Source organism: Chitinibacter tainanensis DSM 15459 (assembly GCF_000429785.1).
Classification (GTDB): Bacteria; Pseudomonadota; Gammaproteobacteria; order Burkholderiales; family Chitinibacteraceae; genus Chitinibacter; species Chitinibacter tainanensis.
In genome coordinates this window covers 1-16,656 of sequence record NZ_AUCN01000017.1, presented here as the reverse complement: position 1 = coordinate 16,656, position 16,656 = coordinate 1, and the positions used below count along the sequence as shown (strand labels likewise).

Sequence of the window (16,656 nt, the reverse complement as noted above, 5' to 3'; positions counted from 1 at the left end):
CACCAGATCAATAAGCATATAAATCAATAACTTAACCATGAATTCTCAACTACAAGATTGGATTAGCCAGCCGCATGGCTTGGATGCTCGATTTTGTGGATTACTCGAGGCGTTTTTGCCGTGATTCCGGATTTGTCAAGCCCCCAGAAAGCTGTAGTATCTGTCACACAACTGAATCGGGATGTTCGTCTGCTGCTAGAAAGTGGCTTTCCTAGCTTGTGGGTGGCGGGCGAAATATCGAATTTCAAGCGCTATGATTCGGGGCATTGCTACTTCAGCTTGAAAGATGCCAATGCGCAAGTGCGCTGCGTGATGTTCCGCGGCCGCGCTGCGCTGCTGGATTTTCAACCCCGCGAAGGCCTGCAGGTGGAAGTGCGCGCAGTGGTGTCGCTGTACGAGGCGCGCGGGGATTTTCAGCTCACCATCGAGGCCATGCGCCCGGCCGGCCAAGGCGCGCTGTTTGAGCGCTTTGAAGCGCTAAAAAAACAGCTCGCCGCCGAAGGACTGTTTGCCGCCGAGCGCAAACGAGCCCTGCCGCACTTCCCGCAACGGATCGGCATCGTCACCTCACCCGCCGCGGCCGCACTGCGCGATGTGCTGAGCACCCTGCGCCGGCGCATGCCGGGCTTGGCGATTATCCTTTACCCCACCGCGGTACAGGGCGCGGATGCGCATCTGCAGATCGCCCGCGCCATTCAAACCGCCGGCCAACGCGCCGAAGTGGATGTACTGATCGTCTGCCGTGGCGGTGGCTCGCTGGAAGACCTGTGGTCGTTTAATGAAGAGGCCGTTGCGCGAGCCATTGCCGCCTGCCCGCTGCCGGTGGTAAGCGGGGTTGGGCACGAAACCGACTTCACCATGGCCGATTTTGTGGCCGACGTGCGCGCTCCTACCCCCACCGCCGCCGCCGAGCTGGTCAGCCCCAATCGGCAAGAACTACTACAGCAACTGGCGCAGCGGGGCCAGCGGCTGCAACGCCAGCTGGCGCAACAGCTGCAGCGGCAAATGCAGCGGCTGGATTTACTGGGCCGCCGTTTGCAGCATCCGGGGCAAAGATTGGCGCAGCAGCAGCGCGAATTACAGCAAAAAGCCCGCCAATTGCAGCAAACCCTGCATTACCAGCAGTTGCATCGCCAGCAACAGCTGGGCCGCTATGCGCTGCGGCTACAGCATCAGGCGCCGCAATTATTGCCGCAGCAACAGCAATTGGCCCGCGCCCGCCAGCGCTTGCAGCAAGCCTGGCAGCAACGCCTGACCGCGGCGCAGCACCAGCTGGGGCAATTGCAATACCGGCTGCTGCCATGGGACCCACAGCAGGTACTGGCCCGCGGCTATGCGCTGGTGCAGCGCGGCGATGGCAGCCTGGTGCGCGCCGCCGAGGCCACCCGCGCTGGGGAAATGCTGGATATTCGCTTTAGCGATGCCACGATTAAAGTGGAAGTGAAACAAGGGCTACTGCAACAAGGGCAGCTGGATATCTAGCAGGGTATTGCTGCCAAGCCATTTAATATTAATGCTTAGCAGCACATACCGCAGGGAGTATCCAGATGCGCGCTCATCGCGAATGGCTCAATCAGGCCATCCAGACCATCGAAGCCGATTTTAATCGCTCGGCCGACACCCATCTGATCCCGCTGCAGCTGCCCGGCTTTCCCGGCATTGATATTTATCTGAAGGATGAATCCAGCCATCCCACCGGCAGCCTGAAGCATCGGCTGGCCCGCTCGCTGTTTATGTATGCGCTGGCCAATGGCTGGCTCCATCCCCACAGCACGGTGATCGAGGCGTCCAGCGGCTCGACCGCGGTATCGGAAGCCTATTTTGCCCGCCTGCTCGGCCTACCCTTTATCGCTGTGATGCCGGCCAGCACCAGCCGCGACAAAATCGCCGCCATCGAGTTTTACGGCGGCCAATGCCATCTGGTGGCGGACCCCACGCAAATCAGTGCCGAATCGCAGCGGCTGGCCGCCGCCACCGGCGGGCATTTTATGGATCAATTCACCTATGCCGAGCGCGCCACCGATTGGCGCGCCAATAACAACATCGCCGAATCGATCTTTAAGCAAATGGCACTGGAGCGGTATCCGATTCCGCGCTGGATCGTCACCAGCTGCGGCACCGGTGGCACCAGCGCCACGCTCGGCCGCTATGTACGCTATCGCCAGCATGCCACTGGTATTTGCTGCGTCGACCCGGAGAACTCGGTGTTTTTCACCAGCTACGCCGAAGGCCGGCAAGACCTCACCCTGACTTGCGGCTCGCGCATTGAAGGCATTGGCCGTCCGCGGGTAGAGCCCTCGTTTATCCCCAGCGTGATTGATCTGATGCTGCACGTGCCCGATGCCTACAGCCTGGCCGCCGCGCACTGGCTCAGTGACAAACTGGGCAAAAAGGTTGGCGGATCAACCGGCTGCAACTGGCTGGGCATCTTAGAGCTGGCTCAGGCGATGCGCGCCAAAGGCGAAACCGGCAGCCTGGTGACGCTGCTGTGCGATAGCGGTGAGCGCTACCGCCACAGCTATTACGATGCGGCGTGGCTGAGCGCCCAGGGCTACCACTTAGCCCCGCTGTATGCAGAGCTAGCCGCCTGCGCCGACAGCGACGCGCCACTGCCGTCGCTGCGTAGCGCCAGCCCACCCGGCAAACTGGTATCTTAATAAAAATTAATGTGATACCAATTATTTACTTTTGATCTCATCCGGCGCATTCTAAGCGCGCGCCTGCTGGCCCTTGGGTCACAGCTTGCCGCACCAAGGCTCAAGATAGAGCTACTGCCGCAGCGGCGATCTGCCAGCGCGCTACCCCAACAAGGAGATGGATGAGATGAACAAACTGTGTAAAACAGTGCTGGCCAGTTCGCTGGTCATCATTGGCAGCCAAGTCATGGCTGCTGAATGTGCCGCCCCATGGTCGGCCGCCACCACTTATGGCCAATCTGGCACCGTGGTGAGCCAAGCCGGGCATAACTACAGCAATAAATGGTGGACACTGAACGAAGACCCGAGCAAAGCGGGCACGTGGGGCGTCTGGACTGATCTGGGTAGCTGTGGCGCCGGTACGGCCACCCCAAGCCCAGTGGTAACTGCAGCGCCAACGGTAGCACCAACAACTGCCCCGACCGCCGCTCCAGCCACCCCAACACCGACCGCGAAACCAACCGCTACGCCCGCCGTAACCGTGCCACCAAGTGGCAGCTGTGCCGTATGGGCCGAAGGCGCCAGCTATAAAACTGGCGACGTCGTGAGCTACAACGGCGTCAGCTACACCGCCCTGAGCGCACACACCGCCTTTGTTGGCGCGGGCTGGACACCAGCCACAACCCCAACCCTGTGGAAAGCTGGCGGCAGCTGCGGCGTTGTGCCGACAGCCGCCCCAACTACGGCGCCGACCTCTGCACCAACCGTAGCGCCAACCGCTACGCCGAAGCCAACTGCAGTGCCAACCGTAGCGCCGACAACAGCACCAACGACGGCCCCAACGACTGCACCGACCGCGACGCCAAAACCGACTACCGTACCAACAGCGGTTCCAACCACGGCACCAACGGTAGCGCCAACCACTGCACCGACTACAGCGCCAACAGCTGCGCCAACCCCAGTCGGCCCAACCCCAACACCTGCGCCAGTGGGTAGCCGTGAAGTCGGTTCTTACTTCACGCAATGGGGCGTGTACGACAGCGCCTTCTTCGCCAAAGCCGTGCAAGACAGTGGCGCTGCAGCCAAGCTCACCTTCATCAACTACGCTTTTGGCAACATCTACAAACAAGCCGATGGCACCATCAAATGCGATAGCGGTATCAATAAAGCCAACGATGGCAATACCGCCGGCGATGGTGGCGATGCCTGGGCGGATTACCAGATGGATTACGCGGCCAAAGACTCGGTCGATGGCGTTGCCGATACTTGGGAAAGTACACTCAAAGGTAATTTCAACCAGCTGAAGAAACTGAAAGCCAAAAACCCGAACCTGAAGATCTTTATCTCTCTGGGTGGCTGGACTTGGTCGCGTTTCTTCTCCACCGCTGCCGCAACCGATGCCAACCGTAAAGCGCTGGTGGCTTCGTGTATCGACGTTTACCTCAAGGGTAATCTGAAAAAATCGGGCGGTGATCCGGCTGGTGGTGCGGGCGTGGCCAAAGGTATCTTCGACGGGATCGATATCGATTGGGAATACCCAGGCGTACAAGGTATCGGCAATAACGTGGTGGATGCGGTCAACGACAAGCATAACCTCACCTTGCTGATGGCCGAGTTCCGCAAACAGCTGGATGAATACGGCGCGAGCCAAGGTGGCAAGAAATTCTACCTCACCGCCGCCATTGGCGCGGGTAGCGAGAAAATCGACCAAACCGAGCCAGCGCAATACAGCAAATCAATGGACTGGGTGAATGTCATGACTTATGACTTCCACGGTGATTGGGATGACACCACCAACTTCCATTCGCACCTGTATCCAGATCCAGCCGACCCAACCGTGGGCATCGCCCGCACGTACAACATCGACGATGCGCTGACCAAACTAATGGCCAATGGCATGCCAGCCGATAAAATCGTGCTGGGTATTCCGTACTATGGTCGCGGCTTTGGCGGGGTAGCGAGCCTGAATGATGGTCTGTATCAGAAGAAAACTCGCGCTGCGGGTAAAGTCGGCGTGCAAACCGAAGCTGGTTATGGTGATTACAAAGCGCTGAAAGACGTAGCTGGGGTACGCAAATACCACCCAGTGACCAAACAGCTGTACTTGTACACCACCACGGGCGACTGGTGGAGCTATGACGACGTGCAAACCATCCGCCTGAAAAATGAATACCTGAAGGCCAAAGGGCTGCGTGGTAACTTCAGCTGGGCGCTGGATGGTGACGATGCCAACGCCACTCTGACCAAAACCATGGCTGAAATCAAGTAAGCGCGATCTGGCCAGTATCACCGGCCGTGCACTAAAAAGCCCGCCAATTGGCGGGCTTTTTTTCGCCGCGCGCCACAGAGCTCACGCGCGGATTGGCTGGGAATTAGGCTTAGTTTGGCAGTGGCAAGATAGGGTATTGCCCCTGAGTGGCCGGTTTAGCTTCGTTGTAGAAGAATACCCCGTTCAGATCTTTACCCAGCACCGGCCCGCTCAAGCCCGCGACGGCGGCTGGATCTTGCGGCGCGTTCACAAAGCCCTGCACCAAGCCCGCGGCCTTGAGCGCGCTGGCCAACGCATCCGCCGGCCACTGCACCGGCGCCGTACCCTGATCCCAGTATTTATTAATCTGCCCACCCAGTGGCAGCAAGCTGGCGATATACAGATCTTTACCCAGCTTGGCCTGCAAATGCCAGCCGAAAGAATGAATCGCCTGCTTGGTATCCGGGTTCGTGCCAGTGGTGGCGGGAATACCGTGGGCCGCATTGGTCCAGACAATCACCTTGTGGCCGGCAAACACGTTATCGAGCAACCAGCTGGCATTGTCGGCCATGGCGGTATCGCGATAATCGTAGTTTTTGTCTTCACGATGCTGCTGGCGCATGACATTGGTGGCAATCCCGCGCACCTGCCGGCACCACCAGCCCGCGCTTTGGCGTACATCAGCCGGCTGAGCTGTATCGCTGCACAGTTCTTTTTCCAGCTGCGCCGACACTTGATTAAATTCGGCCAGCTTGGCGCCTTCGCTATTGAGCGAGATAGCTTTTTTCGCCACTGCCAGATATTCAGCCCAAGCCGGCTGGCTCACGACGCTAGAACCGCGCTGCTTCAAAAAAGCTTCCAGCAGCGGCAATAAATCATGCGTCGAGCTCGCGCCCGCTAACGGAATATCAAACCCGGCCAATTGCAGCGGCTGCGCAGTGGTACGGGCCTGATCGAGATACTGCAATACTTTGCGGCCCGATTCGGTTTGCGAATACATATAAAACACACGGCCCGGCGCCAATTCGGCGAGGCTGGCATTTTTATCCACCGCGCTGCGCCACATGCCATCCACATCGAACATCGCGCTTTCAATCAGCAGCACATCAAAGCCTTGCTGCTGATGCAGGTATTGCACCAAGCGGTTCATCAATTCAAAGGCATTGGCATCGGCGTAATGGCTTTCATTGAGCACCACCACTTTGGCGTCGCCAATCGCGCTGGCAAATTCGGCTAAATCGGCGTTATCCACGCCTTCGCCCGCACTGAGACTATTAAGTGGTTTCACATTGGCTTTCAGCCAGCTCTGAGCGGCCTGTGTATCCGCCACGGTGGCGACGGCCGAAGCCGATTCAGGTTTGGCGGCTTTTTCCCCACAGCCCGCCAAGGCAGCGGCCACACAGACCGCCAGCAAAGTATGACGCATTGGTTCTCTCCCCTTTTTGCAGCCAATAGGATACTGCAATCTTCCTGAAAGCGTAAAACCGCCATGCCGCTGACATTGCCCTAGCTCACAGGCGATTTATTCCGCACGCAAAGAAAAAGCGGATGGCATGCCATCCGCTTATAGTTTCGGGAATCAGCGACTTAGCCGCGCTGATCCAGATCAGCCTTGATACACCAATTTGCCTTTCACCAGCGTGTACTTCACTTGGCCGATCATTTCATGCCCGATGAACGGCGTGTTTTTGCCTTGTGATTTGAGCTTCTCCGGCAAGACATACCAGCTGCCTTCGGGATCAAAGATCAGCAAGTCGGCGCGTTGGCCCACGGCCAGCCCTGCGGCAAAGCCCAAGGCTTTGGCCGGCGTCGAGCTGATCTTGGCCAGCGCAACCGGCAGGCTGATGCGCTGCTGCCGTGCCCAGGCCAGAGTTAATGGCAGCAGTAATTCCAAACCGGTGGCGCCGCGTTCGGCTTCGGCAAACGGCAGCAATTTGCCGTCATCATCCACCGGGGCGTGATCCGAGCAGATCATATCGATGGTGCCATCATTCAGCGCGGCCACGATCGCATCGCGGTCGGCCACACTGCGCAGCGGCGGGTCGAAGCGGTATTGGCTATCAAAGAAACCGATATCCAGATCCACCAGATGAATGTGGTTAATGCTCACATCGCAGGTCAGCTTCAGCCCTTCGCGTTTGGCGGCGCGAATCAGCTCGAGCCCTGCCGCGCTGGAAACACGCGCCAGATGCACTTTACAACCGGTGGCGCGCATCAGCTGGGTAATCTGGGCAATGGCGATGGTTTCGGCTACCACCGGAATCCCGGTCAGGCCGAGGCGCGACGCATACGGGCCATCGTGTGCGACGCCGTCATTCACCAAGGAGGCTTCTTCCGGGCGCAGGCGCAGCTCAAAGCCATAATTGGCCGCATAGAGCATGGCGCGGTACAACACTTGCAAATCGGCAATCGGCACATCGCCTTGCGAGAACGCCACGCAGCCGGCTTCATGCAGCTGCGCCATCTCGGTGATTTCCACCCCTTTTAGTCCGCGCGTCAGCGCCCCCACTGGATAAACGCGGGCCAGATCGAGGGTTTTACTGCGCTGGCGCAGCATGGTGACCAAACCCACTTCGTCGAGCACCGGATCGGTATCGGGCGTACACACCACGCTAGTCACGCCCCCGGCTACGGCAGCGGCCATTTCACTGGCCAGCGTGGCCTTGTATTCCTGGCCCGGCTCACGCAGACGCGCGGCAAAATCCACCAGCCCCGGCGCCACTACCAGCCCGCGGGCATCGATGGTTTCTTCGGCCACAAAGCCCGCTGGCGCGCTTCCCACGCCCACAATCTGGCCACCGGCCACGAATAAATCCGCCTGCGTTTCGGTACCCTGCAATGGATCAACCAGCCGACCATTCAGAATCTGGATCTGTTTCATATGCGCATTCATTTACAGCAGCCCCCGCTGATTCGCCGTCACAATACTCAACACCGCCATCCGCACCGCGATACCAAACGTCACCTGCGGCAGAATCACGGCTTGCGCGCCATCGGCCACGGCCGAATCAATCTCCACCCCGCGGTTCATCGGGCCCGGGTGCATCACGATCGCGTCGGGTTTGGCCAGCGCCAGTTTTTCTGGGGTGAGGCCATAGAATTTGAAAAATTCTTGCGTGCTGGGCAGATACGCGCCGGCCATGCGCTCGTTTTGCAAACGCAGCATGGCGACCACATCGACGTCTTTCAGGCCCGCTTCCATATCATGGTACACATGCACGCCCAGCTGCTCGATACCGGTTGGCAGCAAGGTTTTCGGCGCAATCACGCGGATTTCGGGGCAACCCAGCGTCGAGAGCGCATGAATCTGCGAGCGCGCCACGCGCGAATGCAGAATATCGCCAACAATCGCCACGCGCAGACTGGTAAAGTCGCCTTTGAAGTGGCGAATCGTGAACATATCCAGCATCGCCTGCGTGGGGTGCGCATGGCGACCATCGCCGGCATTCACCACCGCCACGCCCGGTTTCACATGCTTGGCAATCAGATGCGCCGCGCCCGATTCCGAATGACGCACCACAAACAGATTGGCGCCCATCGCTTCGAGGTTGTGCACGGTATCGAGCAGGGTTTCACCCTTGGCGGTGCTGGAAGCCTGAATATTCAAGCTAGATACATCGGCCGACAGCCGCTTGGCGGCGATTTCAAAGGTGGTGCGGGTGCGGGTCGAGTTTTCGAAAAACAGATTAAACACCGACGTACCAGCCAGATCGGTGAATTTCTGGTTAACGAGCTCGCCACCCGAAACAAATTCGGCCGCTTTATCCAGAATCTGGTTCAGAATGCGGCGCGGCAGACCTTCGGTGGTCAGCAGGTGAATCAGCTCACCTTGCGCGTTCAATTGCGGGTTATACATAGCATCCTCGCTGCGGATTACTGCACTTTAAAACAATGGCCAGCAAAGCCGGCCAATCATTCCTACAGGGGTATTGCCAGCCAAGCCTTTTATCAATTGGCTTACACAGACATACCCATTAATCATTGCTTTACACCCCGCCATCCAGATAGCTTTGCAAGATCTGCATGGCCGCCACCTGATCAAGCGCTGGTTTTTGCTTGCGCCCGCGCAAGCCGGTTTCATTTAAAGCCTGGGTTGCGCCCGCGCTCGACAAGCGCTCATCCACCAGCGCCACCGGCAGACCAAAGCGGCCGGTGAGCCGATTGGCAAATTTGCGCGCCAGTCTGGTCATTTCGTGTTCGGTGCCATCCAGATGGGTGGGCAAGCCCACCACCAGCTGGCTGGGCTGCCATTCGGCAATCAGGGCGGCAATGCGGGCGAATTTGCTGTCATTGCCTTCGCCGCTAATGGTTTCCAGCGGATGGGCAATCCCGAGCTCGGTACTGGCCATCGCCACGCCGATGCGGGCTTCGCCAAAATCAAAGCCCAGCACCGTGCTCATGCGTGCCCCGCCTCTTTCGAGAGCATCGCCATATCAATGCCCAACAGCGCCAGCGCTGCGTCGTAGCGGGCATCCACCGGCGTATCGAACAGGATTTGCATATCCTGCATCGGCACAGTAAGCCAAGAATTTTCGGCGATTTCTTTTTCCAGCTGACCCGCTTCCCAACCAGAGAAGCCCAAGGCCACAAACAGCCGCTCGGGGCCGCCGCCTTCGCCAATCTGGGTGAGAATATCGCGCGAGGTGGTCAGCGCCAGCTCGCTGCTCACAATCAGCGACGATTGCCAATCGCCAATCGGAGTATGCAGCAAGAAGCCGCGGTCGGTCTGCACCGGGCCGCCAAAATGCACGCCCAGCTCGCTCACATCGGGCCGATGCAGCTCTTGTTCGAGCTGATCAAACAGGGTTTGCAGGGTCATGCCCAGCGGGCGATTGAGAATGATGCCCATCGCCCCGGAGGACGTGTGCTCGCAAATCAGAATAACCGAGCGCGCAAAAATCGGGTCGCTCAAGCTCGGCATCGCCACCAGAAAATGACGACTGAGATTCAGAGAGGCAGTGTTTTCCATAGCCGTGATTATCGCATAGCTTTGCCAAAGTCGCTGCGCCAACACCGCACAAACACCTCGCCCTCTGCCGCGGCATCCATGCCTTAGGTATAGCCCTGTAAACCAATCAACCTAACGGCTACAAGAATATACCCATGATATCAACTCAATTTGGCGCGGCGTATCGCCCCCAAATCAATCTGCAGCGCATAGCGATAAGAAAAATACGCAAGGATCGGAGTCGGCGCAGCCAAGCTAATAATCATCAGCTCAATTTGATCTTGCACGCCTTTGCTCCAAACCCAAGCGACGGCAAACCAAATCGGCATGAGCAAAATAAACGCCAAGCCAACGCCTTGCAGATCGGTGCGCCCCCTGGCATTGAGGCCAAATAAATTAAGCCACGGCAAGCTCAGCACCAGATAGCGCAGGAAAGCCATCCCCACCACAAACAGGAGCGCGGCATTCATGATTTGCGTACCGTTATCCATCCCCAATAAGCGCAGCAGCAGATAATTTAGCCCCGTGATGAGCAGCAGGCCACCCACAAACAGCTGCTCATCCTGCCACCAGAGTTGGCGACGGCTATGCGCGCGGCTTAACCAGGCATTCGACCATTGGCGACGAGCCGAAAAGTGCACGAGGAACGTCCCTGTCTGCATCGCAAACAGAGCACCAGCACCCCATTGATTTACCGCAGGCATCGGCAACACATGTTGATACAGCAAAATCAGCGCATAAGGCGTGAGCAATAACTGACCGAGCAGTTTGCGCCAACCTTTGGCATCCAGAGCAAAGCCTAAATTCGTCTCGATCCGGAACCGCAGCGCTGATTTAGCGCTTAGCGATACCTGTTGCGCAGCGGCGCTTGCAGGGCGAGGCGACATGACTCGTGGCTGGCCAAAGCGCTGTATTTGCACCCGCAACCCTAACAGCAAAGCCAACGTGCACAGCAGCAAGGCGGCCCTAATCCAGATCTCATACTGCGGATACAGCAATAGCGCAAACAACGGCACAAACAGCACCGCCAATGCCAGCTGCACTGGCCAGGCGTGGCCTTGGGCTGGATGCAAGCTACGTTGGGCAAAGGCCTGCGGCAGCGCAAAGGCCATAAATTGACCAAATAGCCACGCAAACCCCATGAGCACCAAAACTGTTGGGTTGGCTGTGCGATACCAGAACAGCAAACCAATCAAGCTCCATACCAGACTATTGAGTAACAGCGCCTGCGCAATCAGCACTGCGCCAGCTGGTTTGCGTACCCGCCAGTGCCCAAGAGCCTCAATCAGCGCGGCCGTATTCAGGCTTGGCGCAAAGGCTAGAAAAGCCAAGGGAAAATAAAGCGCTCGTACAAAATCAGTAGGAAAGATCGCCATGCCGCACAACAACAGCATATACGCCAAAGGCCAGATCAGCCGCTGATTGCTGGTGCGCCCCCAGAGCAGGGTAAAAATCCAATTTCGCTGCACCCGGATCGCCGGATCTTGCCATCGGGTGAACACGTCCGCGACGAAGCTCATTGCGAGATCTCCACAAAAGCGTCTTCCAAACCCAAAGATTCAACGTGATACGGTGAAGTGATTGCTGCAGCACATTCGGCGGCGAGCTCATCGTTCCAGCCGCGGATAATCCATGTTTCACGCTCAGCGCTGACCTCGGTGCGCACCACCCGGCTCGTGGTAAGCGCAAGTGAGTCGGCAATCTTCAAGGGGTGAGTCAAATGTAGGCGGACGATAGATTCTTTAAGCTCGTCCAATTCGCCATCGAAACTGAGGCGCCCGTTTTCCAATAGCCACAGATGGCTAGCCACGCGCTCGATATCGCTGAAAATATGGCTAGATAGCAGCACTGAACGCTCGCCATCGGCAACGATGGCGATGATTTCTTCGATTAAAGCGCGGCGTGCGACCGGATCGAGACTGGCCGCCGGCTCGTCGAGCACCAGTAATTTCGGTTCATGCGCCATCGCCGCAATCAAAGCTAGCTTTTGCCGCTCCCCGACCGACATTTCGCTTATCTGTTGCGAGAGCGGCACGCGCCAATTGTTAACAAGACGCTCAACCAGCTCCTTATTCCAGTGGGTATGAAACAGCTTGGCCGCGGCCAGCATTTCTTTGCCAGTGAGCCACGGCATTAAATCGTCGACTTGCGCGACAAAGCCAATTTGGCTGCAAACCTCTTTCGGCATTGCGGTGGGCGGATGACCAAATACCTTGACCTCACCGCTTGCCAAAAAGGTGTAGCCGAGCAAACCATCAAGCAAGGTAGTTTTGCCAGCGCCATTTTTGCCGACCAAGCCAATCACCTGTCCCGGCTCGATGGTGAAGCTTTGGCCTTTGCACTGCACGGCGCCCAGTTCGACATCACGGGCAACTAGAAATGAATCGCTTACATGCATGGTTTACTCCTGACTAGGGTTTTGCAGCGCGGTCATCAGCGCGGCTTGTAGCTCGGCGTCGGTCAGCCCAAGCTGGCGGGCGGCCATAATCAAATCGGTCAGCAAGGGGGCCAGTTGCTGCTGCGGGCTACGGTGATGAGCGCTTGGCGCGGCCACCGTCATCGGCTTACCCCGCTGGCGCAACAGCAAGCCTTCGGCTTCGAGCAAGCTATAGGCCTTGGAAATCGTCATCGGATTCACGGCGTGCGCTTCGGCAATGTCGCGCACGGAGGGCAAGGCATCGCCCGGCGCAAGCTGGCCACCGGCAATCAGACGGCGCACCTGATCCTGAATTTGCCGATAGATCGGCGTGGGCAAATGGGGGTTTAGCACGAACATTCGGGTGCTCCACAACTGTATATGTGTATTATTTTATCAATACACATATACAGTCAAGACAGATTACCCATGGCTGACGTTTTCTCACCTCGCGAATCGCCACCAAAATGCGCTACCATTCAGTATCTTTTGACACTCAGCAGGAAACGCCATGGCCAGCACAGCTTTGGTTTGGTTGCGCCGGGATTTACGGCTATTTGATCACGCGGCATTGGCGGCGGCTTTGCAAGAGGCCGATCAGGTGGCGGTGGCCTTTGTGTTCGACACCACGATTTTGCAAGATTTACCGCGCGCTGATCGGCGCGTGGAATTTATCTGGGAAACCCTGAAAGAGCTGAAAACCGAGTTGCGCAAGCATGGCAGTGATCTATTGATCCGCCATGGCGATCCACGCCATGAAATCCCGGCTCTGGCGCGGGAACTGGGAGCCGGCAGTGTGCATTGCGCGCGAGATTACGAGCCCACTGCCATTACCCGGGATGAGTATGTGGCTAGCACGCTTAAGCAGCATGGCATAGCGCTACATACCCACAAAGACCAAGTCATCTTTGAACAAGACCAGATCCTGACCCAAAGCGGTGGGATGTATAGCGTATTCACGCCCTACAAGCGCGCGTGGCTGGCGCGCTTGCAACCAGCCGATCTGGTGAGCCATTCCAGCCAGTCGCTCCTGCATAAGCTGATGCCGCTGCCGGCGCAGTATTTTCCGATTCTTAAAGAACTCGGCTTTGAGAAAACCAATTTAAGCGAGCTGCGCATGCCGCTGGGCATCAGCGGTGGCGAGACCTTGTTTGCCGATTTTCAGCAGCGCATTGCGGATTATCAGCAGGCGCGTGATTTTCCAGCGGTGAAAGGCGTGTCGTATTTATCGGTTCACCTGCGCTTCGGCACCGTTTCGATCCGCGAGCTGGCGCGCTTTGCTCAACAACACGGTGGCAGCGGCGCGGAAACATGGCTGTCGGAATTAATCTGGCGGGAGTTTTATCAGCAACTGCTCTGGCATCGCCCTGATGTAGTGGCGCACGCATTCAAGCCAGAATACGATCAGCTGCCCTTCCCGAACCGCGAAGACTGGTTTGCCGCCTGGTGCGAGGGCCAAACGGGCTATCCGATTGTGGACGCGGCGATGCGCCAGCTAAACCAAACCGGCTATATGCACAACCGGCTGCGCATGATTGCAGCGAGCTTTTTGGTGAAAGATCTACTGATCGATTGGCGCTGGGGCGAGCGCTATTTCGCCACGCACCTGCTGGATTTCGATCTGGCTGCCAATAATGGCGGCTGGCAATGGGCCGCCTCAACGGGCTGCGATGCGCAGCCCTATTTCCGCATTTTTAATCCGGTTAGCCAGTCGGAAAAATTTGACCCGCAAGGTAAATTTATCCGCCGCTATTGCCCCGAATTGGCGCACTTGCCTGATGCGCAGCTGCACGCGCCGTGGCAACCGGCCAAGGGCCGTGGCGCGCAGACCAATCTATTTGGGCGGCAGGATTATCCCGCCCCCATTGTGGATCACGCGGTGCAACGTGAAGCCGCTCTGGCGCTCTTCAAAGGCGCCAAAACCACACCGGAAAGCCACACCTAGCGGTAGATTGCTCGGGCAAAGCAGTGGTTTTTTCCTAATATAAGGAGATGGCAAATTACTGCCGATTTTACTGCGGATTGATCCCTTCTATGCCCGACATCCTTGCCCTTACCGCCCCGCAAAACGTCCTACCCGCCTTTACCCAACATTGCGCCTTACTGGGGCATCATGAACATCAGCTGGCCCTCATTCTGGCGGGTGAAGCGCAACCGGCACTGCACAAGCTTACGTTGTCCGCACCGGTGCAGGCCATCCAGTTTCCGCAAGCCCATAGCAATTGGCTCATGGCGAGCTTTTCCACTAGCGGGGCGATTAGCCCCTATCTGCATCAAAGCCGCCTCAGCGTGGCCGCACTGGGGCATTGCGATGAACATGCCAGCTGGTGTCAGCGTTATCAGCTATTACCTAGTGCCAGCCTATCGCAGCTGGTAACAGCCATGTTGGCGAGTGAACTCAATGATGGCCAGACGCTGGCCAGCTCCCTGCATCAGCTCGCCACCACCCTCAGCGGCCACTATGCCGTGATCGTGCAAGACCAGTTACAACCGCAATATCTGTACGCCCTACAGGGCGGCCTGGGCCTGTGGGTCGGGCAGGAAGATGGCCTGCGCCAGATTTGCACCACCAGTGCCAAGGCGATGCGGCAAAGCGCAAATAGCGCTTACGAGATGAAACCACAGGAAGTTGTCCGCTTTGGCCTTAGCCAGCCCACATTCATCGCCGCGGATGAAAGCACCGCCCCCATCAGCATGAGCTCGGGCAAGCAGATTCAGGTGCCGCACCATATGCTGGATGAAATCCAGAGCCAGACTCATACGCTGGCGGCCCAAGTAGATCGCTATCACAGCGGTAAATTATTTAGCACCGCGCTATTGGCCAAGCTCTCCGCATTGCGCAGCATTACCTTGGTCGCCAGTGGCTCGAGTTTTCATGCTGCGATGATCGCCAGTTATTGGCTAGAGCAGCTCGGCGGCTGCAAAGTCCAGGTCGAGCTGGCCAGCGAATATCGCTTCCGTGAAGTGCATCCCGCGCCCGATGAAATGTTGATTGGGATTTCCCAATCCGGTGAAACCGCCGATACGCTCGAAGCCATTCGTCTTGCCCAGCGCAAAGGTGCAGCGCAAACTGTGGCACTCACCAATGCCCCCGGTAGCACTCTCACCAGCCTCTGTGACCACACTTTACTAACCGAAAGCGGCCATGAGCTCTCGGTCAGCTCCACCAAATCCTTCACCGCCCAGCTATTGCTGCTCTATCAGTTTGCACTAGCGCTGGGGCAAGCACGTAAGGCACTCAGCAGTGAAGCCTTGCAAACGGCTGAGCAGCAAATGCGCCGTTTAAGCGCGGCCGTACAAACCACCCTTGAGCACAGCAAAGAAATCCGGCGCTGGGCCAGCGAGCTGCATCGTAAAGCCAATCTGTTTGTTATCGGCCGCCATGCGATGTACCCGGTGGCGCTCGAGGGCGCGTTCAAGTTCAAAGAAGTGGCTTACCAGAATGCCACTGGCTATGCCGCTGGCGAACTTAAACACGGCCCAATTACGCTCATCGATGAAGAACTACCGGTCATTGCCTGCCTACCCTGGAATGAACACGCCGAACGCATGCTAAGCAATCTGCACGAAATCCGCAGCAATCACGGCGAGATCTTTGTGTTAAGCGATGGCAATCTCGCCTCCAGCGAGCGTTTTCATGTTATCCACATGCCAACCGGCCTAGGTAACCTCAGCCCGATCACCTACGTGATTGCACTGCAGCTACTGGCCTACCACTGCGCATTGCAACGCGGCAACGTGATCGACACGCCACGTAATCTACAAAAAGCGCGGACGAGCTAAATGTTGCTCTAACGTTTTAAGTTAAGCCAGATGAATACTCGGCAGAGTATTTCCCCATAAGCCATATGTATTAATAGCCTAAGCGACATACCCCACTGCAAATCTATTCACTGCACCCAGAATTGCTGTATTCCATGCCTGAATGAACAAAGCCCAGCGTAGCTGGGCTTTGTTTTGGGGTTGGTTTGCTACGCCGCTGGCTTGGGCGCGGGCGGTTCGCGGCGCTGCTGTCTGTCGTGGGTGTTGTGTGGGGCTTCGCTGTGCTGCTGTTCAGCGCTTTCCACTTCCGCCGCGCAAAGCAAAAAGCCCAGCTCTTCTGAGCTGGGCTTCTTTAGGGGAGTCTGGCAATGACCTACTTTCACACGGGAACCCGCACTATCATCGGCGCTGAGGCGTTTCACTGTCCTGTTCGGGATGGGAAGGAGTGGGACCACCTCGCTATGGTCACCAGACATAACTGGTTGAGTTAACTGCTTACCCTTCTGGATTAGCAATCACTCGAATTCGATAGAAGAAGTATTTTACTCTTAATGAACGATCTTGGGTCGATCATATCGCGTCGCATACACGCGTCTCAGGTTATAGGATCAAGCCTCACGGGCAATTAGTATCGGTTAGCTTAACG

Annotated in this window: 13 protein-coding genes and 1 rRNA gene; 5 read left to right on the top strand and 9 right to left on the bottom strand. The window is 57.4% G+C overall.

Going from position 1 to position 16,656, the window contains the following annotated elements; genetic code table 11:
- The first annotated feature begins 123 nt into the window (after nt 1-123).
- From xseA to G482_RS0104725, 3 genes are all read left to right on the top strand, one after another.
- Nucleotides 124-1,482, top strand: a complete 1,359-nt coding sequence (gene xseA / locus G482_RS0104735) for an exodeoxyribonuclease VII large subunit (RefSeq protein ID WP_373277558.1) — start codon at nt 124-126, stop codon at nt 1,480-1,482.
- A gap of 65 nt (nt 1,483-1,547) precedes the next feature.
- On the top strand, nt 1,548-2,657 hold the full coding sequence (locus tag G482_RS0104730; protein ID WP_028449069.1) for a PLP-dependent cysteine synthase family protein: 1,110 nt from the start codon (nt 1,548-1,550) through the stop codon (nt 2,655-2,657).
- Between the two features lie 166 nt (nt 2,658-2,823).
- Nucleotides 2,824-4,905 carry a glycosyl hydrolase family 18 protein gene (locus tag G482_RS0104725; protein WP_028449068.1) on the top strand — a complete coding sequence of 694 codons (2,082 nt, stop codon included), beginning with the start codon at nt 2,824-2,826 and terminating at the stop codon, nt 4,903-4,905.
- A gap of 109 nt (nt 4,906-5,014) precedes the next feature.
- On the opposite strand, the gene G482_RS0104720 is transcribed toward G482_RS0104725, so the two are convergent.
- The 8 genes from G482_RS0104720 to G482_RS17315 form a co-directional block, all read right to left on the bottom strand.
- The gene (locus G482_RS0104720; protein WP_028449067.1) at nt 5,015-6,310 is read right to left on the bottom strand and encodes an erythromycin esterase family protein; all 1,296 of its coding nucleotides are present in this window, start codon (nt 6,308-6,310) and stop codon (nt 5,015-5,017) included.
- Between the two features lie 180 nt (nt 6,311-6,490).
- Nucleotides 6,491-7,765, bottom strand: coding sequence for a dihydroorotase (locus G482_RS0104715; protein WP_034619031.1), 1,275 nt, complete (start codon nt 7,763-7,765; stop codon nt 6,491-6,493).
- A 12-nt stretch (nt 7,766-7,777) separates the two neighbouring features.
- On the bottom strand, nt 7,778-8,740 hold the full coding sequence (locus G482_RS0104710) for an aspartate carbamoyltransferase catalytic subunit (protein WP_028449065.1): 963 nt from the start codon (nt 8,738-8,740) through the stop codon (nt 7,778-7,780).
- A gap of 130 nt (nt 8,741-8,870) precedes the next feature.
- Nucleotides 8,871-9,284, bottom strand: a complete 414-nt coding sequence (gene ruvX / locus G482_RS0104705) for a Holliday junction resolvase RuvX (RefSeq protein ID WP_028449064.1) — start codon at nt 9,282-9,284, stop codon at nt 8,871-8,873.
- Complete coding sequence (locus G482_RS0104700; protein WP_028449063.1) at nt 9,281-9,853, bottom strand: YqgE/AlgH family protein; 573 nt, start codon at nt 9,851-9,853, stop codon at nt 9,281-9,283. Before G482_RS0104700 ends, ruvX begins: the two co-directional genes overlap by 4 nt.
- A gap of 140 nt (nt 9,854-9,993) precedes the next feature.
- Nucleotides 9,994-11,352, bottom strand: a complete 1,359-nt coding sequence (locus tag G482_RS0104695; RefSeq protein WP_028449062.1) for a hypothetical protein — start codon at nt 11,350-11,352, stop codon at nt 9,994-9,996.
- Complete coding sequence (locus tag G482_RS17320) at nt 11,349-12,230, bottom strand: ABC transporter ATP-binding protein (RefSeq protein WP_051258735.1); 882 nt, start codon at nt 12,228-12,230, stop codon at nt 11,349-11,351. Before G482_RS17320 ends, G482_RS0104695 begins: the two co-directional genes overlap by 4 nt.
- A 3-nt stretch (nt 12,231-12,233) precedes the next feature.
- Nucleotides 12,234-12,608 (bottom strand): GntR family transcriptional regulator, encoded by a 375-nt coding sequence (locus G482_RS17315; RefSeq protein WP_034618954.1) that lies wholly within the window; start codon nt 12,606-12,608, stop codon nt 12,234-12,236.
- A 151-nt stretch (nt 12,609-12,759) separates the two neighbouring features.
- On the opposite strand from G482_RS17315, the gene G482_RS0104680 reads away from it, so the two are divergent.
- Both G482_RS0104680 and G482_RS19420 read left to right on the top strand, forming a co-directional pair.
- Nucleotides 12,760-14,193 (top strand): cryptochrome/photolyase family protein, encoded by a 1,434-nt coding sequence (locus tag G482_RS0104680; protein WP_028449061.1) that lies wholly within the window; start codon nt 12,760-12,762, stop codon nt 14,191-14,193.
- 89 nt (nt 14,194-14,282) lie between these two features.
- A complete protein-coding gene (locus G482_RS19420; protein WP_051258734.1) occupies nt 14,283-16,031 on the top strand; it encodes an isomerizing glutamine--fructose-6-phosphate transaminase in 1,749 nt (582 codons plus the stop codon).
- Between the two features lie 339 nt (nt 16,032-16,370).
- On the opposite strand, the gene rrf is transcribed toward G482_RS19420, so the two are convergent.
- Nucleotides 16,371-16,483: ribosomal RNA gene (rrf, locus tag G482_RS0104665) — 5S ribosomal RNA — on the bottom strand.
- Nucleotides 16,484-16,656 lie beyond the last annotated feature (173 nt).

Bases quoted from the DNA above. Each gene is read 5' to 3' on its own strand.
- G482_RS0104730 (WP_028449069.1), top strand. From the start codon at position 1,548: ATGCGCGCTCATCGCGAATGGCTCAATCAGGCCATCCAGACCATCGAA.
- G482_RS0104725 (WP_028449068.1), top strand. From the start codon at position 2,824: ATGAACAAACTGTGTAAAACAGTGCTGGCCAGTTCGCTGGTCATCATT.
- G482_RS0104720 (WP_028449067.1), bottom strand. From the start codon at position 6,310: ATGCGTCATACTTTGCTGGCGGTCTGTGTGGCCGCTGCCTTGGCGGGC.
- G482_RS0104715 (WP_034619031.1), bottom strand. From the start codon at position 7,765: ATGAAACAGATCCAGATTCTGAATGGTCGGCTGGTTGATCCATTGCAG.
- G482_RS0104710 (WP_028449065.1), bottom strand. From the start codon at position 8,740: ATGTATAACCCGCAATTGAACGCGCAAGGTGAGCTGATTCACCTGCTG.
- ruvX (WP_028449064.1), bottom strand. From the start codon at position 9,284: ATGAGCACGGTGCTGGGCTTTGATTTTGGCGAAGCCCGCATCGGCGTG.
- G482_RS0104700 (WP_028449063.1), bottom strand. From the start codon at position 9,853: ATGGAAAACACTGCCTCTCTGAATCTCAGTCGTCATTTTCTGGTGGCG.
- G482_RS0104695 (WP_028449062.1), bottom strand. From the start codon at position 11,352: ATGAGCTTCGTCGCGGACGTGTTCACCCGATGGCAAGATCCGGCGATC.
- G482_RS17320 (WP_051258735.1), bottom strand. From the start codon at position 12,230: ATGCATGTAAGCGATTCATTTCTAGTTGCCCGTGATGTCGAACTGGGC.
- G482_RS17315 (WP_034618954.1), bottom strand. From the start codon at position 12,608: ATGTTCGTGCTAAACCCCCATTTGCCCACGCCGATCTATCGGCAAATT.
- G482_RS0104680 (WP_028449061.1), top strand. From the start codon at position 12,760: ATGGCCAGCACAGCTTTGGTTTGGTTGCGCCGGGATTTACGGCTATTT.
- G482_RS19420 (WP_051258734.1), top strand. From the start codon at position 14,283: ATGCCCGACATCCTTGCCCTTACCGCCCCGCAAAACGTCCTACCCGCC.